Origin of the sequence: Janibacter sp. LM, from assembly GCF_039631275.1 — a bacterium.
In the GTDB taxonomy this organism is placed as follows: domain Bacteria; phylum Actinomycetota; class Actinomycetes; order Actinomycetales; family Dermatophilaceae; genus Janibacter; species Janibacter terrae.
The window spans coordinates 121,641-142,108 of sequence record NZ_JBDIVG010000011.1 but is presented as its reverse complement, the minus strand read 5'-3'; the positions used below and the strand labels follow the sequence as shown (position 1 = coordinate 142,108).

Sequence of the window (20,468 nt, the reverse complement as noted above, 5' to 3'; positions counted from 1 at the left end):
AAGATGGCTCCATGAGCGCCCGCACCCACCTCGCCGTCGAGCCGGTCGTCACGTGTGGCGGCCTCACCGAGGCGCCGGTCAGCGAGGCCGACGCGGTGAGCATGGCTCCGGTGTTCAAGGCCCTCGGCGATCCGGTGCGCCTGCGCCTGGCCAGCCTCATCGCGGCCCAGCCCGAGGTGTGCGTCTGCGACATCACCCCGGCCTTCGCCCTGTCCGCGGGCACGATCTCGCACCACCTGAAGACCCTGCGCGAGGCCGGGATCGTCACGTCGGAGCGTCGCGGGACCTATGTCTGGTACCGCATCGAGCCGGAGACACTCGGTGCGCTCTCGGCCTTCCTGGCCGTGCCGGCGACGGTATGAGGCGAGCGGCGCTCCCTTCGCTTTGACCTGGGGTGCCCGGGCGGGGTCGGATGGACCCATGACCGACCTCGCGATCGTCGACGCCGACTCCACCCCGCTCCAGGCGCGGGTGGGGACCAAGTTCGCCTACGGGACCAACGGCGTCCGGGAGGCACTGCTGTCCTTCGCGGTGTCCAGCGCGCACGACATCCTCGAGGAGGAGATCCTCATCCACGCGGCCGGCCGTCGGGTCGAGGCCCGCGAGCTCGCGGGCAACCACGGCACGCGGTTGCACCTCGTCGAGGACGTGGGCAGCGGCTGGCTCGAGGTGACCTACTCGGCGCTCGTCGACATCACCCGTCCGGTGGGCGACCAGGTCGGGCCCGAGATCGACTTCGACCGCTGGGCCTTCACCCGCCCGAGCCGGTACGCGGAGTCGGATCGCCTGGCGCCCATGGCCGCCCAGCTCTTCCCGTCCCAGGCGGGTGTCGAGCGCGTGCATGCGGTCGCGGAGTGGGTCAACTCGCACATGGCCTACGTCTCCGGCTCGAGCCGCGGCACCGACGGTGCGGTCGACTCGATCCTCCAGGCGTCGGGCGTGTGCCGGGACTTCGCGCACGTCGTCGTCGCGCTGCTGCGCGCGCTGGGCACACCGGCGCGGCTCGTCTCGGTCTACGCGCCGGGCCTGCAGCCCATGGACTTCCACGCCGTCGCCGAGGCGTGGGTCGAGGACGCGTGGCACATCGTCGACGCGACCCGGCTCGCTCCGCGTGAGGCCATGGTCCGCATCGCGACCGGCCGGGACGCCGCGGACACGGCCTTCCTCACCACCCGTGGGGGCCGGATGAACTTCAACCGGCAGGCGGTCACGGCCGTGCTCACCGAGGGGCGACTGCCACAGGAGGACCCGGACGCCCTCGTGCGTCTGGCCTGATCAGCCGATCGCCCCGAGCGCGAGGGGGGCGATGAGCGCGCCCACCGCGCCGACGAGCATCGGTGGGCCGTAAGGGAACTCGTCGTCCCGCTTCACCCTGCGCAGCGCCAGCAGGAGCGCCGCGACAAGGCCCCCGATGAGGAATGCCGCGAGCGTCCCGCGCATCACGTGGGTCCACGAGAGCCATCCGAGCAGCATCCCGAGCAGGCCGGCGAGCTTGACGTCCCCGAAGCCGATGCCGCCTCCGGGGAGAAGTGCAAGGAAAAGGTAAAGAACGAAGAGGGCCGCGCCGGCGACGAGCGCGCGGACGAGCGCGCCCCAGTCGCTGCTCGCGAGGCTGCATGCCACGAGCAGCACCAGCACGGTCGGGTAGGCCGGCAGCTGGATGCGGTCGGGTAGTCGGTGCACGTCGAGATCGATGAAGGCGAGCGCCACCATGACCCAGCTGGCGAGCACGTAGACCGCCGGGACGACGGGTGGGTTGTCGGGCGAAATCGATTGCCACACAAGCCCGCTCGCGACCGTCGTGACCGGGACGACCCACCACGAAGGGGGGTGCGACAGCTCGCGCTCGTCGTCCAGCCGGTAGCCCAGGAGCGCCAGCCGGGACCGCAGTGCGACCCCCGCGAGGACGCCGAGGATGGTCACGGAGAGGGCGACGATGTCGGGCACGAAATCGACCCTATCGGCGCCCCGGGGCCTCGTCGATTCGGATCGCTTGAAAAATTTACTGAAGAAACTCTGGCAAAAACCTGACCAAGCCCTTACGGTTACGAATCAGTTGGCCAGGTATTCCTGAGACAGCACTTCGGGGGAAGACCAGATCAACCAGTCGTACGGCAGTGCCATGCCCTGGTGCCGCCATCCCTGCACCACGTCCCTGCACCTCGGTGGTTTACGAGGTCCCTTCAGCCGCAACGGCTCTCGCCGCCAGCCCGTATCGGGCCGCCGGCCCCTCAACGGCCCGTCGTCGACGGACCTGGTCTGACGACCGCAGCATCATCCCGCCACACGCCGTGCCCGATCCGGGCTCCTCGGCGCCTTCTCACAAGGAGAGAACCATGCTCGAGCTCTACGTCCGCCTCCAGTCCCTGCTCACCGTCCAGCGCGAGAAGGGGGCGACCGCCGTGGAGTACGGCATCATGGTCGCCCTCATCGCGGCCGTCATCGTCGGCCTCGTCGCCACTCTGGGCGGACAGATCCGGGACGCGTTCCAGACCGTCATCGACGCGCTGCCGTGATCTAGACCCAAGAGCTCCGCGGCGGGGGCGTCGACCCCGTGTCCGTCCCCGCCGCGGAACCCAGTTCGTGCACGACCCGGACCCCTGCGCGGTCCTCCACTTCCCACTTCCCATGACGACGAGGCCTCGAAGGGGCGAACCATGGCACGCACGAGACGTTCCCGACCAGCGTGGCGCCAACGCGGCGCTGCGGCGGTCGAGCTCGCCATCGTCCTGCCCCTGCTGTTCCTCGTCATGGCCGGCATCATCGACTTCGGCCGCTACTTCCTCACCGAGATCCAGCTGACCAACGCGGTCCGTGAAGGTGCGCGGGTGGCGGTGATCGGTGAGGACATCGACGACATCAGGACCCGGGTGCTCACGGCCGCTCCGGCGGTCCCTGGGCTGACGGCGGGCACGGTCACCGTGGCGGCGTGCGCAGGTGCGGGGAGCAATGCCACCGTGACGGCCACCGGCGACTTCGACTGGATCCTGCTCGAGCCGGCGCTGAACATGTTCGGTGCCGCCGGTGCCCTGCCCGAAGCCACAGCAGAGGCGGTGATGAGATGCGGTGGGTGAGCCTGAGGGCCCATGCCTCACGTCGCCTGCAGGGCGAGCGCGGAGGCGTCGCCGTCATCGTCGCGGTCCTGTTCTCCGGGATGGTGATCATCGGCATGCTGGCCGTGAGCGTCGACCTGGGCAACCTCACGTACGAGCGTCGGCAGCTGCAGAACGGCGCCGACGCCACCTCGCTGGCTCTCGCCCAGGAGTGCGCCGAGGGAGCCGCTGGGTGCACTCCCGCCGGGGTCTCCGACCTGCTGAATCCCAATGCCGGGGACGAGCGCATGCAGTACGACAACCGGACCGCGAACGGCGCGCCGAGCGGCGTGTGCGGCCGCGGGGCCGGGTCGCTGCCCACCTGCCTGTCCACCGGCTCGATCGGGGACCTGGGCGAGTGCCCGCCCCTGCCGACCTGGCTCGCCGGGACCGGCGCGAGCGTCCCGTACGTCGAGACCTACACCCGCACGCTCACGACCTCGGGCGACGACGAGCTGTTCCTCCCCTTCTCGCGGGTCCTGGCCGGTGGGAGTGACGGGGATGCCGGGACGACCGCCTGTGCGCGCTCCGCGTGGGGCTCCCCGATGGGGCACCGCGCCACGCTCCCTTTGACGTTCAACGACTGTGAATGGCGAGAGCAGACCAACGACGGGACCGACTACGTCGAAGACGGCCCGGTCGGCACGAAACCTGGCTACGGCAACATCGGTGCTGGTCAGCCGCAGTGGCCAGACGCAGCGCGGGAAATCGTCTTGATCCTGCACAACCCAAAAACCCACGAAGCCAAGTGCTCATGGAACGGTAAGGATTTTCCTGGCGGCTTCGGGTGGTTGGGAACCACCGCCTGCACTGCAGAGGTGACCGACGGGAACTGGGTTCAGGTTGATCCCGGAAAGAGTGCCGGCAGCTGTAAGTCCACCATCGCGCCGCTCCACGAGACCGTCGTCGAAATCCCCATCTTTGATTGTGTGGGCGGTTTCTCCACCGCGCCGACTGCCAGCACGCCGCTCCCATCGAACTGCGATCCAACGGATGCGACCACGGGCGGCAAGAAGTCGTGGTACCACATCGCAGGGTGGGGCAGGTTCTACATCAGTGGGATCAACGTGCCTGGCGTCACCGAAAACTCGCACGTCCGCGGAGGCCCTCCGTGCACCGGCTCCGTCGCGTGCATCTCAGGGTGGTTCCTGACGGGCACTCTCGCGGATGCGCCTGGTATCGCCCCACCGGGCTCCGGAAACAACTTCGGCGTCAACGTCATCAAGCCTGCTGGCTGACCTTCAAGAATCGAGCTCCTCATGAAACGTCGCGTCATCGCAGTCATCGTCGCAGTCCTTCTGGCGCTCGGCGGGTCCGTCATGGTCCTGACCTACGTCCGCGGGGCGGATGCCCGGGCAGTGGCAGGAGCACAGCCGGTGTACGTCTACGTCGCCGAGCAGCCCGTCCCCGCGGGCACGACCCTCAAGGACGCCCAGCGCAACGACCTGATCGTCCGGACCAAGGTCGCCTCCGAGGCACGACCCGACGGTGCGCTCGAATGGGTCGGCCCGGACAACAACGCCCTCTTGGCTCTCTCGGACGTGCAGCCGGGTGAGTTCCTCATGAGTTCGCGCTTCGGCGCCACCCCGAAGGGGACCAAGGCGATCGAGGTGCCTCCCGGCAAGCTCGCCATGTCGGTCGAGCTGTCCGACCCGGCGCGGGTCGGCGAGTTCGTCACGCCGGGGTCGCGCATCGCGATCTACGCGACCCACAAGATCAAACTGATCGGGGACGGGGCCAAGGTCAAGCAGATCAACGAGCTCGACGTCTCGGGCACGAGCGTGCTGCTGCCCGACGTCCAGGTCATCGCGATGGGCAGGAAGCCCCTGGCGGCGCCGAGCCAGCAGACCTCTCCGGACGACGAGGAGCAGGGCACGTCCCAGGGCGACGAGCAGCCCAGCTTCCTCGTGACCGTCGCCGTCGACCCCAAGGACGCGCCGCGGCTGGCTCACGGCATCACCGAGTACTCGCTGTACGCGGGCCTGCGTGGGTCCGACGTCAAGATGGACGAGGGCTCCTCGACCAATGACATGAGCGTCTTCGACGAGGACGTTGCGGCCGAGCTGCTGCGGAAGGACGCGTCATGACCATCCTCTGGGACCAGGACATCCGGGCCCTCGACACCTACTCCTTCGCCCTCGGCGAGTCGGCCGACGTGATGACCCACGGGCCGCAGGTCGTGCGCGAGCTCGAGCAGTCGTCACGTCACCGGCTCGTCGTCATCGGCCCCGACATCCCCGTCGAGGCCGCCTGCGACCTGGCCGAGCACCTGCGCGTCCAGCGCCCCGAGGTCGGCGTCCTGCTGCTGCGGCACCGCCTCGACGTCAACGTCATGGGTTTCGCCCTGCGCAGCGGCATCCGTGAGGTCGTCCAGGCTGACGACCAGACCGCGCTCGCCGACGCCATGCGACGCAACGAACAGCTCTCCGCCCGCCTCGGCGGTGACGTCACCCGTCAGAAGCAGGGGCGGATCATCACCGTCTTCTCGGCCAAGGGAGGAGTGGGCAAGACGACCGTGTCGACGAATCTCGCGGCCCATCTCGCGACGAGCGGGGCGCGGACGCTCCTCGTCGACCTGGACCTGATGTTCGGCGACGTCGCCATCAGCCTCCAGCTCGTCCCCAACGGCACGGTCACCGATCTCGTCGCCATGCGGGGCCACATCGACCGGGCAGGGCTCGAGTCCGTCGTCGTCACCCACGAGGGCACGGGGCTCGACGTCATCGCGCCCTCGAGCGACCCGGGGGATGCGGAGCGCGTCCCCGCCGATGTCGTCCTCGAGATGCTGCGCACCGCACGCACGCTGTACGACTACATCGTCATCGACACCCCGCCCGCTTTCACCGACCACGTCCTCACCGCCCTGGACATCAGTGACCTCGCGGTGCTCATCACGACGCTCGACATCCCCGCGGTGAAGAACCTGCGCATCGCGATGAACACCCTGGACACCCTGGGTGGGTCCAGGGACAACCGGGTGGTCGTCCTCAACCGCTCGGGGCTCAAGGTCGGTCTGGACGGCGGCGACGTCGAGGACGTGCTCAAGCAGGCCATCGCCGTGAGCATCCCCAACAGCCTGAGCGTGCCGGCGGCCACCAACCGCGGCGTACCGCTGCTCGTCCAGGACCCCAAGGGACCGGCGACACTGGCGATCCGCGACCTGACCGATCGTGAGGTCCGCCGCCGGTTCGGCGAGCTGGTCGAGGAGGCCCCGAAGCGCGGCCTCGGGCTGAAGAGGAGCAGGGCATGAGCAGTCTCGCCGATCGTCTCGACCAGGTGCGCAACCCCGCTTCGGGCGGGGATCCAAGCGCCGGGCCACGCACGCGACGGGCCGGAGTCCACCACCGCGCTGACCCGCACGCCGACGTCAAGGCACGCGTCCACCAGGAGCTCGTCGAGTCCCTCGGGCCGCGCCTCTACGACCCGCACCTCTCCGAGGACGAGCTCGCCGCACAGGTGCGAGCGACCCTGCAGTCGGTCATCGACTCGGAGCACACACCCCTCTCGCAGGCCGACCGCACCAAGATCGCCCAGGACGTCTCCGACGACATCCTCGGTCACGGACCGCTCGAGCCCTACCTGCGTGACCCCGAGGTCACCGAGATCATGGTCAACGGGCCGGACGACATCTACATCGAGCGTGCCGGTCGCCTCTTCCCGGCGCCGACCAGCTTCGTCGACGATGCCCACCTGCGACGCACGATCGACAAGATCGTCTCCCGGGTCGGTCGGCGCGTCGACGAGTCGAGCCCGATGGTCGACGCCCGTCTGCCCGACGGCTCCCGGGTGAACGCGGTGCTGCCCCCCGTCGCCATCGACGGCTCGATGCTGACGATCCGCAAGTTCGCCGCGGACCCCTTCACCGATGACGACCTCGTCGGCATGGGGACGATGTCGCGGCAGGTCCGGGACTTCCTCGACGCCTGCGTGCGCGGCCGGCGCAGCATGGTCGTCTCCGGTGGTACCGGCTCGGGCAAGACGACGACGCTCAACGTCGTGAGCAGCTTCCTCCCCGAGGACGAGCGCATCGTGACCATCGAGGACGCCGCGGAGCTCCAGCTCCACCAGCGGCACGTGCTGCGCCTGGAGTCGCGCCCGCCCAACATCGAGGGGCGCGGGGAGATATCCATCCGCGACCTCGTGCGCAACGCCCTGCGCATGCGGCCCGACCGGATCATCGTCGGGGAGGTCCGTGACGCGGCTGCCCTCGACATGCTGCAGGCGATGAACACCGGCCATGACGGGTCGCTGACGACCGTCCACGCCAACTCTGCCCGTGACAGCCTCGCCCGGCTCGAGACGATGGTGCTCATGGCCGGCATCGAGCTGCCGGTGCGCGCCATCCGTGAGCAGGTCGCCGGTGCCGTCGACCTCATCATCCAGCAGTCCCGCCTCAGCGACGGCACGCGGCGCATCGTCGCCATCACCGAGGTGATCGGGATGGAGGGTGACGTCGTCACGCTCCAGGACCTCTACACCTTCGACTACGCCGCCGGACGGGACGCCGACGGGCGGTACCTCGGCTCGCTCGTGCCGACCGGGATCCGTCCGGTCTTCGTCCACGAGCTCGAGGACCTCGGGGTCGCCCTGCCGCCGCAGCTCTTCATGAGGTACACGTCATGAGGAGGCTCCTCGCCCGGGTGCTCGGGGCGGTGCTCGCATTCGTCGTGGCCGGTGCGCTCGGGGCGTCCCCCGCAGCAGCCGGGACGAAGGTGTCCATCGGCAATGTCGAGGTCGACGGCACCTCCGTGACCGGCGTCCTCACCTTCCGCAGCCCCGAGGTGGTCGAGGTCGACCCCGCCACCCTCGTCGCGAAGGTCGACGGCGAAGGGCGTGAGGTCTCGGTCTCGGAGTCCTCGAGCATCACGCGGACCTCGATGCTCGTCATCGACACGAGCGGCTCGATGGGGGCCGATGGCATGCGCACGGTGCGCTCGGCGACGAAGGCCTACCTCGCCGAGGCGCCCAAGGACGTGCGCGTGGGGGTCGCCACCTTCGCCGACACCGCCGGCGTCGACCAGGCGCCGACCGCCGACCGCGGCCGCGTCCAACGGGTCGTCGACGGCCTCGTCAGCTACGGCGACACCTCCCTCTACGCGGGGGTCACGGCAGCGGCCAAGGTCCTCGGCGACGACGGCGACCGCAGCATCGTCCTGCTCAGCGACGGCGCCGACACGATCAGCAAGGCCCGCACCTCGGACCGCAAGAAGGCGACGAAGGCCCTGCGTGACAGGGGGATCCGCGTGGACGTCGTGCGCTTCAACACCGACGACCCGGACGCCACGACCGCACTTCAGGGGTTCGCTCGTGCGGGCGGTGGCTCCGTCATCTCCGCCGCGGACGCGCAAGAGGTCGGCCGGGCCTTCGAAGGCGCGGCCCGCGCGCTGCAGTCCCAGTCCTCCTTCGAGATCACGACGCCCGGGCCGCTCGTCGGGAGCCACCTCATCCGCCTCGAGGGGAGCGCCGGGGGAGAGCCCTTCGTCGTCGAGCAGCGCTTCGACCTGGGCGCTGGTGCCGGTCCCGCCGCCGTGGCGCCCACCCTGGACGCGGAGGACGGTGCCCTGGGCCAGGTCGTCGCCCCCGGAGTGACCTCGTCGGTGTGGCCGTGGCTGGGTGCCCTGTGCCTCGGCCTGGCCATCTCGCTCTTCGCCTACGGCATGCTGACGCCCACCCTGCTCACCCGCCGTGAGCGGCGACTGGCCGCGATCGACACCTACGTCGTGCCGGGGCGGGCGGCCCGCGCGGACGCCCGCGCGACGAGCGCACCGCTGCGGGAGCAGCTCGTCGCCTTCGGCGAGCGGACGATGCACGGACGCCGCTCGACGACCCGGACCATGGAGCTCATCAACCGGGCCGACCTGCCGCTGCGGTCGGGCGAGTGGTTCGTCGTCCGTCTGGCCTCGGGCCTCGGAGGGCTCGTCCTCGGTACCCTCCTCGTGCCGGGACCGTGGTGGCTCGGCCTCGTGGTCGGGCTCGTCGTGGGCATCGGCCTGCCGCAGTTCGTGCTGCGCTTCCTCGCTGCGCGACGAGCGAAGGCCTTCGAGCGGGTCCTGCCGCAGTCGCTCATGCTCGTCGCGACGAGCTTGCGCAGCGGCTTCGGTCTCCCGCAGGCGCTGAGCGCCGTGGCGCAGGACGCGGCTGCACCCGTCGACCGGGAGTTCTCCCGAGCCCTGGCCGAGACCCGGATCGGCACCGACATCGCCGACGCCCTCGAGCGCATGGCCGACCGCATGGGCAGCGACTCGATGCGCATCGCTGTCATGGCGATCAGGATCCAGCGGGAGGTCGGCGGCAACCTCGCCGAGACCCTCGAGACCACGGCACGGACGCTGCTGGAGCGCGAGACCCTCCACCGCCAGGTCGCCGCGCTCTCTGCCGAGGGGCGGCTGTCGGCTCAGATCCTCATCGGTCTGCCGATCGTCCTTTTCTTCTACATGACGTACGTCAACTACGACTACGTCCAGCTGCTGTGGACCACCGCACTGGGACTCCTCATGTCCGTCGGGGCTGTGGTCCTGATGCTCATCGGTGTCGTCTGGATGCGTCAGGTCGTCAGGATCGAGGTGTGAGATGACCATTGCCATCATTGGTATCGGCTTCATCGCCGTGGCCGTCGTGCTCGTCGTAGCCGTGGTGGCGCTCGGTGCCAGCTCCGGCCCGACCGGGGTCGCCAGGAGCTTGGTGATGATCGAGGGGGGCATCAATCCGGCAGCGGTTGGCCGCAGCGAGCTGCCCGCCAAGGAGCGACTCGTGGAGCCGCTGATCAACGGCTCGCGTCGGCTCGCGGTCCGGCTGTCCCCGTCGGGCACCGTGGAGCGGCTCACGAGGTCCCTGGACCGGGCCGGCAACCCCTCCCCGTGGACCGTCGACCGCCTCATGGGGGTCAAGGGCATGTCCCTGCTCCTCGGGGCTGCCCTCGGCATCCTCTACCTGGGCGTCGGACTCGGAGGTTTCCTGCTCGCCGTCGTGCTCGGCGCCATCGGCTTCCTCATGCCAGACCTGCTGCTCCACAACGCCGGGCTGCGTCGTCAAGAGCGCACGGCCAGGGACCTCGCCGATGTTCTCGACATCCTCACCGTCTGCGTCGAGGCCGGGCAGGGGTTCGACGCGGCCCTCTTGCGCGTCGCTCGCACCACCGACGGCCCGATGTCGGGCGAGTTCGCCCGCGTGCTCTCCGAGATCCAGCTCGGCAAGACGCGCGCCGACGCCTTCTCCGCGCTGGGTGAGCGCATGGTGCTGCCGGAGGTGAAGAACTTCATCTCGGCGATCGTCCAGGCCGACCGCCTCGGCATCCCGATCGCCAAGGTGCTGCGCGAGCAGACGTCGGCGATGCGCATCACCCGCCGGCAGAAGGGCGAGGAGAAGGCGCAGAAGGTGACCGTCAAGATCCTCTTCCCGCTCCTGCTCTGCATCTTCCCCGCTCTCTTCGTCGTCATCATCGGCCCCGGCATCATCAGGATGATGGAGAGTCTCATGGGTAGTCTCTGATCCCCCTTCGTCCACCTGGAGGTACCCATGCGCCACCGTCGTCGCACCCTCGCCCTGATCACCGCCGTCGCCGCGATGGGAGGTGGCGTGGGGCTGGCCGCTCCCACGGCCGGCGCCGACCCGGCGCTGGAGTACGTGCAGCTCGGTGACTCCTACTCGGCCGGCAACGGCGCGGGCACCTACGTCGAGAAGACGTGCTGGCGCTCGCCGGACAACTACGGCGCGCGGGTGGCCCGGGCCGACGGCGCGAGCTACACCGACGTCGCGTGCAGCGGCGGGGTCGTCGCCGACATCCTCAACCCGCGCCCGCTCGGCGCGCCGACCACGCGCACCGCGACCTACGAGATCCCCGGCAAGGCGCCCAACGCCACCCACCACTGGCTGCGCCAGGCCAAGGCCGCCGAGCTCTGCGGGACGCCGGCCCAGGCCGACTGGTCCTACGAGTACACGGTGACCTCGGCGTCGCAGGTCGGGCGCGCACGGACCGCGACGGTCAGCTGCCAGCTGACCGCCGCCCCGCAGATCGACGCCGTCACCAGGGACACCGACGCCGTCTTCCTCACCATCGGCGGCAACGACATCGGCTTCTCCTCGATCGTGCTCAGCTGCCTCGTGCTGCGCAGCGCGAGCTCCTGCGAGGGCAGCCTCGAGACCGCCGATGCCAGGTTGCCGCGGCTGCAGCAGCAGACCAAGCAGGCCCTCGACGCCGTCCACGCGCGCTCCGGCGGCCACGCGCAGGTGTACCTGCTCGGCTACCCGCACCTCATCAACACCGACAGCTACTCCATCCCCGAGGCCGCCCCGACCTACGACGCCGGCGCCGCGCTCGACGCGCTCCAGCTCAGGGGCGACCGGGTCCAGCGCGAGGCCGTCGCCGAGCTCGACGACACGGCCGAGGGCCCGGGCGGGTTCACCTTCGTCGACGTCAAGCCCGCCTGGGACGGTCGGACCCACGGACTCGACCCGCGCTCGGTGCCGGACAACTCCCGAGCCTGGCTCGTGCCGGTGCTGGCCCCGGGCCGGGAGGTGCCCGAGTGGGCGCACCCGACCCAGGACGGCTACGCCGCGTCGGCCCGCGCGCTCGCGGCAGCGATGGACTGACGGCCGCCAGAGGCCGTTCGCCGATGATCCCGGCCTCGTGGTCCGAGATCGTCCAATGTTCGTCTAAGGTTTGGGCATGGTCTCTCGAGCGCGCTCAGGTCTCCGTCTGCGGGTCCTCGCCGGCATCGTCGTCGTCCTCTGGTTCGCGCTGGCCGGGATCGGCGGGCCGCTCGTCGGCCAGCTGTCCAGCGTGCAGGACAACGACCAGGCCTCCTTCCTCCCGCAGTCGGCCGAGTCGACGCGGGTGGCCGAGCAGCTCGCGGACTTCGACGCGGACGCGACCCTGCCCCTGATCCTCGCCGTCGAGGACGAAGGGGGGCTCGGCCGGGCCGTCCTCGGCGAGCTCAACGCCTGGGCCAAGCAGCTGCCGGCCCAGCAGGTGACCGACGTCCCCGGCACGTTCGGGGACTACCTGGCGCAGGAACGCATCCCGGTCATCCCGTCCGAGGACGGTCAGGCGGCGCTCGTCGTCCTCAGCCTCGACGCCGACGCGGTGCAGGAGACCGTCGAGGAGACCGCGATCTCCAACCTGCTCGTCGAGGACCTGCGGGGCGACCTCGCCCCCCAGGTCGACGGGGCGAGCGTCGCGGTGACCGGTCCGGCGGGTTTCGCCGCAGACCTGGGTGAGGCCTTCGCCGGCATCGACGGGCTGCTCCTGCTCGTCACGCTCGCCGTCGTCCTCGTCATCCTGCTCGTCGTCTACCGCAGCCCGGTCCTCCCCTTCGTCGTCCTGCTGACGAGCATCTTCGGCCTGGCCCTCGCCGCACTCGTCATCTACCCGATGGCCGACGCGGACTGGATCCAGCTGTCCGGGCAGAGCCAGGGCATCCTCTTCATCCTCGTCGTGGGTGCCGCGACGGACTACTCGCTGCTGCTCGTCGCCCGCTACCGCGAGGAGCTGCACTCCGCCGACCCGCTCCCTGCGCTCAAGGTGGCCTGGCGGCAGACGCTCGGACCCGTCGCTGCCAGCGGCGGCACGGTCATCGCCGGTCTGCTCTGCCTGCTGCTGTCCGACCTGGGCAACATCTCCGGCCTCGGGCCGGTGGGCGCCCTCGGCATCGCGGGCGCGATGATCGCCGCGTTCACGCTGCTGCCTGCGGCCTTGGCGCTCCTCGGCCGCGCGGCCTTCTGGCCCTCGGTGCCCCGGCGGGGGACCGAGCCCCGGCACCGTTTCTGGTCCGGCGTCGCCCGGCGCGTCACGGTGCGGCCACGGATCACGTGGGTGGTGACCACCGCGCTGCTGCTCGTCGCGGCCGTGGCGGCGCTGACCTTCCCGACCTCGGGGATCACGCAGGCGCAGTTCTTCACCACCGACGTCGAGTCCGTCGAGGGCCAGGGTGTGCTCGACCGGCACTTCGACGGCGGTGACCAGCAGCCGGTCCAGGTCATCGCGCCCGACGCGGCGGTCGAGGAGGCGAAGGGGGTCCTCACCGGCCACGAGGACGTCGCCGAGCGGGTGCAGGCGCAGGGGTCGACGAGCGGGGCCGGGACGACGCTGCTCTCGGCGACCCTCACGGTCGGCTCGGAGTCGGAGGAGGCGCGGCAGGTCGTGCGAGACCTGCGCGAGGAGCTGCACGCGGTCGACGGGGAGATCCTCGTCGGCGGCACGACCGCCACGGCGGTCGACACCGACGACGCGAGCACCCGCGACTACCGCGTCGTCGTGCCCGCCATCCTGCTCGTCGTGACGCTGATCCTCATCGCGCTGCTGCGGTCGGTGGCCGCCGCCGTGCTGCTCGTCGTGGTCAACGTCCTGACCTTCGCGGCGACGCTCGGGGTCTCCGCGGTCCTGTTCACCCAGGTCCTCGACCAGCCGGGCGCGGATCCGTCGACCCCCGTGCTCGGCTTCGTCTTCCTCGTCGCGCTCGCCGTCGACTACTCGATCTTCCTCATGACGAGGGCACGTGAGGAGTCACTGCAGGTCGGCACGCGGCGCGGCATCCGGCGCGCTGTCGCCGTCACCGGAGGGGTCATCACCAGCGCTGGTGTCGTGCTCGCCGCGACCTTCTCCGCACTGGCGATCATCCCGCTGCTCTTCCTCGCGCAGATCGCCTTCATCGTCGCCTTCGGCGTGCTGCTCGACACGATCGTCACACGGTCGATCCTCGTACCGGCCCTCGCCTCGGACCTCGGCAACCGGATCTGGTGGCCGTGGTCCGGCCGGATGGCCCCGGACGACGAGGTGGCGGGGACGCGGGACTGAGGCTCCGCCCCTTCGCCTCAGTCGAGCAGGTCGACGAGCATCGGCGCGACACCGATGTAGGTCGCGGGCGTCATCGCGGCGACGCGCTCCTCGACGTCGGCCGGCAGGCCGAGGCCGCGGACGAACTCCACGAGCTCCGGCTGGCCGATGCGGCGCCCGCGGGTGAGCTCCTTGAGCCGCTCGTAGGGCTCGTCCATGCCCTCGACGCCCTGGGCACCCAGTGCCCGCATGACCGACTGGATCGGCTCGCCGAGCACCTCCCAGTTGGCGTCGAGGTCGGCGAGCATGGCCTCCGGCACCGCGTCGAGGCCGGCGAGGCCGCGGCCCGCGTTGTCGATCGCGAGCAGCGAGTGGCCGAGGGCCGTGCCGATGTTGCGCTGCATCGAGGAGTCGGTGAGGTCGCGCTGCAGGCGCGAGGTGACGAGCGTCGACGCCAGCACATCGAGGAGGGCGTTGCTCACCTCGAGGTTGGCCTCCGCGTTCTCGAAGCGGATCGGGTTGACCTTGTGCGGCATCGTGCTCGAGCCGACGGTGCCCTGGCCGCGGACCTGCGCGAAGTAGCCCATCGAGATGTACGACCACAGGTCCGTGCAGAGGTTGTGCAGCACCCGGTTGTACCGCGCGATGTCGGCGTAGATCTCCGCCTGCCAGTCGTGCGACTCGATCTGCGTGGTGAGGGGGTTCCACGTCAGGCCGAGACCCTCGACGAAGGTGCGCGAGACCTCCACCCAGTCGGCCTCGGGGACGGCGGCCAGGTGGGCGCCGAAGGTGCCCGTCGCACCGTTGATCTTGCCGAGGTACTCGTCGGCCTGGATGCGGCGCAGCTGGCGCATCAGGCGGTGGGCGAGCACCGCGAGCTCCTTGCCCATCGTCGTCGGGGTGGCCGGCTGCCCGTGGGTGTGGGCGAGCAGCGGCACGTCGCGCAGCTCGTCGGCCATCGTGCCCACGGCCTCGGCCAGCGCGTCGGCGCGGGGGAGCCAGACCTGCTCGACGGCCCCCTGGACCATGAGCGCGTAGGCGAGGTTGTTGATGTCCTCGCTCGTGCAGCAGAAGTGGATGAGCTCGCTCAGCCCCGCGTCCTCTGGCGCCGGCGCGATCCTGCGCAGCCGCTCCTTGAGGTAGTACTCGACGGCCTTGACGTCGTGCTGGGTGACCTTCTCGGTCGCGGCGAGCTCGGCGATCGCCTCCGGCCCGAAGTCCTCGACGACCTGACGCAGCGCGGCCTGCTCGTCCTCGGTCAGCTGCCGCACGCCCGGCACGACCTGCTGGGTGGTCAGGTGGATCAGCCACTCGACCTCCACGTGCACGCGCATCCGGTTGAGCGCGGGCTCGCTCAGGTGGTCGATGAGCGGCGAGACGGCGGGACGGTAGCGACCGTCGAGCGCGCCGAGAGCGATCTGGGGCGTGGCGTCAGCGAGGCTCTGCATGCGCCCATCCTCCCAGAGGCGAAGGGGGTCCCCGTCACCTCGGTCGGTGCTCGGGACGGTTAGCGTGCCCCTGTGCCGCCCCTCACCCGCGCCTGGCTCCGCTCCCTCGCCGCCGGCGCAGCACTCGGCATCGCCGCGTGGTCGGTCAACATCACCACGACCGCCCAGATCGATGGCTCCGACCGGCTCCTGTGGGCGGTGCGCACCTGCATCAGCGTGCTCGTCAACGCCGGTGTGGTCTGGGCGGGTCTCGGGGTGCTCGCCGGGTGGCTCGTGCGCCGCCCCGGGCACGCCGTGCTCGCGGCGGTCGCGGCGAGCGAGCTGGCTCTCGTCGTGCACTACGCCATCGGCAGCGTCACCGGCACGATGCCGTGGGCGTCGTGGGGCGACAACATCTCGTGGTTCGTCGCCGCGATCGTCCTCACCGGCCCGCTGGGGCTCGTCGGGGCGGCGGCCCGCCGGACCGACCTGCGGGGCCTGCTCGCCCGGCTCGTCGTGCCAGCCGGCGCGATCACGGAGCCCTTCGTCACCGGGCTGATCGCCCCGACGTTCGCCAACGGTCCGGCGGACTGGTGGGCGCGGACCGTGGCGGGGACGGTGCTGCTCGCCGTCGGGCTCGTCGGCGCCGGGCTCGTCCTGCGGCGGCGCCCGAGCCGCGGTCTGAGGGCCACCGAAGGTGCCTGATCGGGCATGATGCGCTCGGCGGGCGGTCGACTCTCAGGGGAGTGGGCCGCTCGTCGTCATGCGTCCGGAGGGCCCTCGAGCCGGCTGCGCACGTGCTCGACGATGCCGTCCGCAGCGGCCTCGACCGCCGCGTAGGTCGCGTCGAAGTCGCTGTCGTCGCCGTACCAGGGGTCGGGGATCGCGAGGTCGTCCCCCTTCGGCCCGCTGGGGTCGAAGCTGCGGATCATCCGGATGCGGTCCTTGGCGTCGGGCACGCCGGCGAGGCGCCGCAGCACGGTGTAGTGACCGTGGTCGGCGGCGAGGACGAGGTCGCGGTCGGCGAACCACCGCTTGTCGAAGACCCGCGCCCGGTGCGTCGTGTAGTCGCCCGTGTGACCGTGGCGCTGCATCGCCGCGAGGCTCCGCGGGTCGGCGGGGTTGCCCTCCTCCCACGCGGTCGTCCCGGCGGAGTCGATGGCGACGCGGTCGCCCAGACCGGCCGCCTCGAAGCGCTCGCGCAGCACCCACTCGGCGATCGGCGAGCGGCAGATGTTGCCGGTGCAGACCACGGTGATCCGGTAGTCGCTCATGGCGCCATCGTCCCCCACTGGTCCGGGACGGACCAGGAGAGGTCCTGTGGACCCCCTGACAGTGCCCCGAGCAGCGGCAGCTCTCGGGCGCGCAGCACCTCGGCGTGCAGGGCCAGGGCGTGGCCGAGCCCGGGGGAGCCGGCCACGGTCCCGAGGACGATGCCGGTGGAGACCCCCTTGTAGCGAAGGGCGGTCCCCGCGTCCGCGAGCGTCCCACCCCGGGCGTCGAGCCGGCTGAGCAGCCCGGGGGCGGTGAGCACGAGCAGGTCCGGGGCGGTCTCGAGGGCGGCCAGCGCCCGCCGGGCGACGGGCGTGCCGGGGTCGCCGGCGAGGGAGACCGCCACGACCGGGCGGGCCAGGTCGCGCAGGGCGCCGACGAAGGCCGTGGCGGCCTCCGTCTCGTCCACGCCCAGGGCGTCGGCGAGGAGCACGACGCGGGGGAGCGAGAGCTCGGTGAGCGCGCTCACAGGCCCACCGCCCGGCGCAGCTGCGCACCCGTCCAGCGTCGACGGTCGGGGCCGCCGGCCTCCGCCTCCCGGACGAGCTCGACGATGCGCGCGCACACCGGCGCCGCGGACCCGTGGTCGGTGCCGAGCTGGACGACGGCGCCCTGGAGCTCGGAGATCTCGGTGGGTCGGCCGGCGTCGAGGTCGTCGGCCATCGAGGAGCGGGCGGTCGGTGCGACCTTGAGCGTGGCACGGGCGAGGTTCGCGTAGAGCGGTGTCGGCGCGCGGAGCAGCGCGGGGAGGGCCGAGGGCGGCAGCGGGGTCATCCGGGCCGGCGCGACGCCGACGCGGCGCGCCAGCGCGAGCGCCTCGTCCTGGCAGGCGGCGAGCACGACGCGGCAGTCACGGTCGCGCAGCTCCACGGTGAGGGGCAGGCCGGTGAGCGCGTTGATCGCGTTGTTGAGGTTGAGCAGGAGCTTGCCGAAGAGCACCGCCCGCATGTCCGGCTCGACGTCGATGCGCAACCCCCCACCGCGCGCCGCCCGGACGAAGGGGTCGACCCGCGGGTGGTCCTTGACCTTGAGCCGACCGTTCGTCGTCTGGGTCCAGCTCGCCCCGCCGTCGTGCACGATGTTGTAGGGGACCATCCCCGACAGCACGAGCGGGCGGGAGGCGCGGCTCGGGAAGGCCGCGGCGAGGGCCTCGTCGATCAGCGACGCGTTGCGCATGCCGTTCTGGAAGGAGATGACGACGCTGTCGTGCTCCAGGTAGGGCGCGATCTGCCGGACCGCGGTCTCCGTGCCGAGCGTCTTGGTCGTGATCAGCACATAGCGTGCACCGACGACCGCGCTCGCGTCGGTCGCCGTCGCCAGCCCGTCCGGGCGCACGGTGCGCGTCCGCCCGGACAGGTCGGTGACGGTCAGGCCCTCGCGGTCGATCGCGGCCATGGTGGCCTGCCGGCCGACGAGCGTCACGTCGGCGGCTGCGGCCAGCCACCCGCCGAGGTAGCAGCCGATGCTGCCGGCTCCCATGACGGCCACGCGCGTGCGGTCCATGGCTTCCCCCTGACGACTCGTGCGGTGCGTCCGGCGATCCTACGTCGTCGTGGACGAAGGGGACGCTGGCTCAGCCCGACGTGACGAGGTCTTCGTCGGCGACCCGGGCGGAGGTGCGCTCGGTGAGCGCCTCCCCTTCGACATCGACGTTCGGCAGCACCTTGTCGAGCCAGCCGGGCATCGCCCAGGCCCGGTCCCCGAGCAGGTACATGAGCGCGGGGATGAGGACCATGCGCACCACGAAGGCGTCGAGCAGGACGGCCGTCGCGAGGGCGAAGCCCATGGACTTGATGAGGTTGTCGGGCTGCAGCATGAAGGCGGCGAAGACCGAGATCATGATGAGCGCGGCCGCGGTGACGACGCGGGCGCCGTGGCGGAACCCGTCGACGACGGCCTCGCGGGCGGTGTCCCCGTGGACATAGGCCTCACGCATCCGGGTGACGAGGAAGACCTGGTAGTCCATCGCCAGCCCGAAGACGATGCCGATCATGAGGATCGGCAGGAAGCTCACGAGGGGCGCGCCGTCGACGAGGCCGAAGGCACCCTCCTGGAAGACCGCCACCGTCGCGCCGATCGTCGCGAGGGTCGAGAGCACGAAGCCCAGCGTCGCGGTGAGCGGCACGAGGATCGAGCGGAAGACGAGCATGAGCAGGATGAAGGCGAGCCCGACGACGACCGCGAGGTAGGGGACGAGCGCGCCCTGCAGCTTCTCCGAGACGTCGGTCTGGATCGCGGTGAGGCCGGTGACGCCGATCGTCGTGCCGGTCGCCTCCTCCTGCGCGGCGATGCCGTCGCGGATCGTGTGGAGCAGCTCCTCGGTGGCCTCGTCGTTGGCTCCGGTGGCGGGGGTGACCATCACCTGTGCGCCGGTGCCGTCCTCGTTCATCGCGACGACCTGCGCGTTGGTGACCCCGTCGAGGTCGCCGAGCCACTGCGCGACCTCGCCGTAGGCCCGGGGCGCCCGGCGCGGGTCCTCGAGGTCGCGACCGTCGACGACGACGACCATGCGGGCCTCCTGGCCGGGACCGAAGCCGGCCGTGAGCAGGTCGGCGGCCCGGCGCTGCGGGGTGTCGGCCGCGGCCGTCGAGTCGCTCGGCAGGGCGAGGTGCAGGTCCTTGGCCGGGATCGCCAGGGCGCCGAGGGCGAGGACCGCGACGAGGGCGGCGACGACCGGGTGCCGGCCGATGGCGCCGGCCCAGCGGGTGCCGCCGTTGTCGAGGTGCTGGCCCTCGTCGACGGCCCGGTCCTTGCGCAGCTGGCCGGCGAAGGCGCGTCGGCCGAGGGCGCCGAGCACGGCCGGCAGGAGGGTGAGCGCGACGAGCACGGCGGCGAGGACGGTGCCGGCCGCGGCCAGGCCCATGGCGGTGAGGAAGGGGATGTTGACGACGGCGAGGGCGACGAGCGCGATGATCACGGTCAGCCCGGCGAAGACCACGGCCGAGCCGGCGCGGCCGACGGCCAGGCCGATCGCATGCTCGCGGTCGCTCGTGTGCCGCAGCTCCGTGCGGTAGCGGGAGAGGATGAAGAGCGCGTAGTCGATGCCGACGGCCAGGCCGAGCATCGACGCGAGGATCGGGGTCGTGGTGCCGAGGTCGAACACGGCCGTGGACGCGGTGATGCCCGTGATGCCGATGCCGACGCCGACGAGCGCGGTGAGGATCGGCAGGCCGGCGGCCACGAGCGAGCCGAAGGTCAGCACGAGGACGACGAGCGCGACGGCGACGCCGATGAGCTCGCTCGTCATGCCCATCTCGGGCATGCCCTGCATGCCGGTGCCGGTCGCCTCGACGGTCAGGCCGGACTCGCGGGCCTCGTCGACTGCCGTGTGGACCGCGTCCCGGCTCTCCTGCTCGACGTCCGTGACGGCCTCGACGTCGAAGGTCCACTGCACGAGGCCGGTGCGGCCGTCCTCGGTGAGCGGTGAGACCGCCTGGGCGTCGGCCCGGGCCACGGCCTCCGGCTGCCCGTTCTTCGCGGCGTTGTCGAGGTAGGTCTTCTCGACCCCCTTCGCCGCCGTGACGGGGTTGACCAGCTGCTCCGGGTCGCCCACCTGGGGGACCCTGCGCAGGTCCGCGAGCAGCGCCTCGACGGCCCGGGTGTTGGCCGGGTCGGACAGCTGCTCACCGGCGGGTGCCTGGACGACGACCGTGCCGGTGGCCCGGTCGAAGGCGTCCTGGGTGCCGGGGAAGAGCTCCTGCTGCAGCTCCTGGGTCTGCTCGGACTCGATGCCGGGGATCGTGAACTTGTCGCTCAGCGGCTTCGACAGCGTGCCGGCGGCGACGCCGATCCCGATGAGGACGACGAGCCAGCCGATGAGGACGGCCGGCCAGCGCCGGTACGCAGTCCGGCCGAGCCGGTAGAGGGCGTGCGCCATGGGGGTGCCTTTCGAGGCGTCGGTGGTGA

At 71.2% G+C, this 20,468-nt stretch carries 19 protein-coding genes; 13 read left to right on the top strand and 6 right to left on the bottom strand.

Translation table 11 applies throughout. The features are described 5' to 3' along the window. The first annotated feature begins 11 nt into the window (after nt 1-11). Entirely contained in the window at nt 12-362 is a 351-nt protein-coding gene (locus tag ABC138_RS07720; RefSeq protein ID WP_338537467.1) for a metalloregulator ArsR/SmtB family transcription factor, read from the top strand. 58 nt (nt 363-420) lie between these two features. Continuing rightward, nucleotides 421-1,275 carry a transglutaminase family protein gene (locus ABC138_RS07715; protein WP_345913181.1) on the top strand — a complete coding sequence of 285 codons (855 nt, stop codon included), beginning with the start codon at nt 421-423 and terminating at the stop codon, nt 1,273-1,275. Here the strand turns inward: ABC138_RS07715 and ABC138_RS07710 are convergent, their stop codons facing one another. Beyond that, nucleotides 1,276-1,947, bottom strand: coding sequence for an A24 family peptidase (locus ABC138_RS07710; RefSeq protein ID WP_345913180.1), 672 nt, complete (start codon nt 1,945-1,947; stop codon nt 1,276-1,278). It abuts the gene before it with no gap. A gap of 389 nt (nt 1,948-2,336) precedes the next feature. On the opposite strand from ABC138_RS07710, the gene ABC138_RS07705 reads away from it, so the two are divergent. The 10 genes from ABC138_RS07705 (at nt 2,337) to ABC138_RS07660 (ending at nt 13,884) form a co-directional block, all read left to right on the top strand. After that, nucleotides 2,337-2,516 carry a Flp family type IVb pilin gene (locus tag ABC138_RS07705; RefSeq protein WP_345913179.1) on the top strand — a complete coding sequence of 60 codons (180 nt, stop codon included), beginning with the start codon at nt 2,337-2,339 and terminating at the stop codon, nt 2,514-2,516. A gap of 141 nt (nt 2,517-2,657) precedes the next feature. Beyond that, complete coding sequence (locus ABC138_RS07700; protein ID WP_345913178.1) at nt 2,658-3,074, top strand: TadE/TadG family type IV pilus assembly protein; 417 nt, start codon at nt 2,658-2,660, stop codon at nt 3,072-3,074. Continuing rightward, nucleotides 3,071-4,330 (top strand): TadE/TadG family type IV pilus assembly protein, encoded by a 1,260-nt coding sequence (locus tag ABC138_RS07695; protein WP_345913177.1) that lies wholly within the window; start codon nt 3,071-3,073, stop codon nt 4,328-4,330. The genes ABC138_RS07700 and ABC138_RS07695 overlap by 4 nt, the downstream gene beginning before the upstream one ends. Nucleotides 4,331-4,351: 21 nt before the next feature. Next, nucleotides 4,352-5,179: an RcpC/CpaB family pilus assembly protein gene (locus tag ABC138_RS07690; protein WP_345913176.1), complete on the top strand. Its 828-nt coding sequence runs from the start codon at nt 4,352-4,354 to the stop codon at nt 5,177-5,179. Then, complete coding sequence (locus ABC138_RS07685) at nt 5,176-6,342, top strand: AAA family ATPase (RefSeq protein WP_345913175.1); 1,167 nt, start codon at nt 5,176-5,178, stop codon at nt 6,340-6,342. Before ABC138_RS07690 ends, ABC138_RS07685 begins: the two co-directional genes overlap by 4 nt. Further along, a complete protein-coding gene (locus ABC138_RS07680; protein WP_345913174.1) occupies nt 6,339-7,715 on the top strand; it encodes a CpaF family protein in 1,377 nt (458 codons plus the stop codon). Before ABC138_RS07685 ends, ABC138_RS07680 begins: the two co-directional genes overlap by 4 nt. Next, nucleotides 7,712-9,661, top strand: coding sequence for a type II secretion system F family protein (locus ABC138_RS07675; protein WP_345913173.1), 1,950 nt, complete (start codon nt 7,712-7,714; stop codon nt 9,659-9,661). Before ABC138_RS07680 ends, ABC138_RS07675 begins: the two co-directional genes overlap by 4 nt. Nucleotide 9,662: 1 nt before the next feature. Then, nucleotides 9,663-10,580 (top strand): type II secretion system F family protein, encoded by a 918-nt coding sequence (locus ABC138_RS07670; RefSeq protein ID WP_345913172.1) that lies wholly within the window; start codon nt 9,663-9,665, stop codon nt 10,578-10,580. Between the two features lie 27 nt (nt 10,581-10,607). Beyond that, the gene (locus ABC138_RS07665) at nt 10,608-11,681 is read left to right on the top strand and encodes an SGNH/GDSL hydrolase family protein (protein ID WP_345913171.1); all 1,074 of its coding nucleotides are present in this window, start codon (nt 10,608-10,610) and stop codon (nt 11,679-11,681) included. 76 nt (nt 11,682-11,757) lie between these two features. Continuing rightward, complete coding sequence (locus tag ABC138_RS07660) at nt 11,758-13,884, top strand: MMPL family transporter (protein WP_345913170.1); 2,127 nt, start codon at nt 11,758-11,760, stop codon at nt 13,882-13,884. A 17-nt stretch (nt 13,885-13,901) separates the two neighbouring features. Here the strand turns inward: ABC138_RS07660 and purB are convergent, their stop codons facing one another. Beyond that, nucleotides 13,902-15,311, bottom strand: coding sequence for an adenylosuccinate lyase (purB, locus tag ABC138_RS07655; protein ID WP_068424186.1), 1,410 nt, complete (start codon nt 15,309-15,311; stop codon nt 13,902-13,904). Nucleotides 15,312-15,383: 72 nt separating this feature from the next. Here purB and ABC138_RS07650 point away from each other — a divergent pair, with 72 nt between their 5' ends. Further along, a complete protein-coding gene (locus tag ABC138_RS07650) occupies nt 15,384-15,995 on the top strand; it encodes a hypothetical protein (RefSeq protein ID WP_345913169.1) in 612 nt (203 codons plus the stop codon). A gap of 56 nt (nt 15,996-16,051) precedes the next feature. Here the strand turns inward: ABC138_RS07650 and ABC138_RS07645 are convergent, their stop codons facing one another. From ABC138_RS07645 to ABC138_RS07630, 4 genes are all read right to left on the bottom strand, one after another. Then, the gene (locus ABC138_RS07645) at nt 16,052-16,564 is read right to left on the bottom strand and encodes a low molecular weight protein-tyrosine-phosphatase (RefSeq protein WP_068328845.1); all 513 of its coding nucleotides are present in this window, start codon (nt 16,562-16,564) and stop codon (nt 16,052-16,054) included. Further along, nucleotides 16,561-17,031, bottom strand: coding sequence for a hypothetical protein (locus ABC138_RS07640; RefSeq protein ID WP_068424196.1), 471 nt, complete (start codon nt 17,029-17,031; stop codon nt 16,561-16,563). The genes ABC138_RS07645 and ABC138_RS07640 overlap by 4 nt, the downstream gene beginning before the upstream one ends. Continuing rightward, nucleotides 17,028-18,065, bottom strand: a complete 1,038-nt coding sequence (locus ABC138_RS07635) for a 2-dehydropantoate 2-reductase (protein ID WP_068424198.1) — start codon at nt 18,063-18,065, stop codon at nt 17,028-17,030. Before ABC138_RS07635 ends, ABC138_RS07640 begins: the two co-directional genes overlap by 4 nt. A gap of 70 nt (nt 18,066-18,135) precedes the next feature. Beyond that, the gene (locus ABC138_RS07630; RefSeq protein ID WP_345913168.1) at nt 18,136-20,439 is read right to left on the bottom strand and encodes an MMPL family transporter; all 2,304 of its coding nucleotides are present in this window, start codon (nt 20,437-20,439) and stop codon (nt 18,136-18,138) included. Between the last annotated feature and the right edge of the window lie 29 nt (nt 20,440-20,468).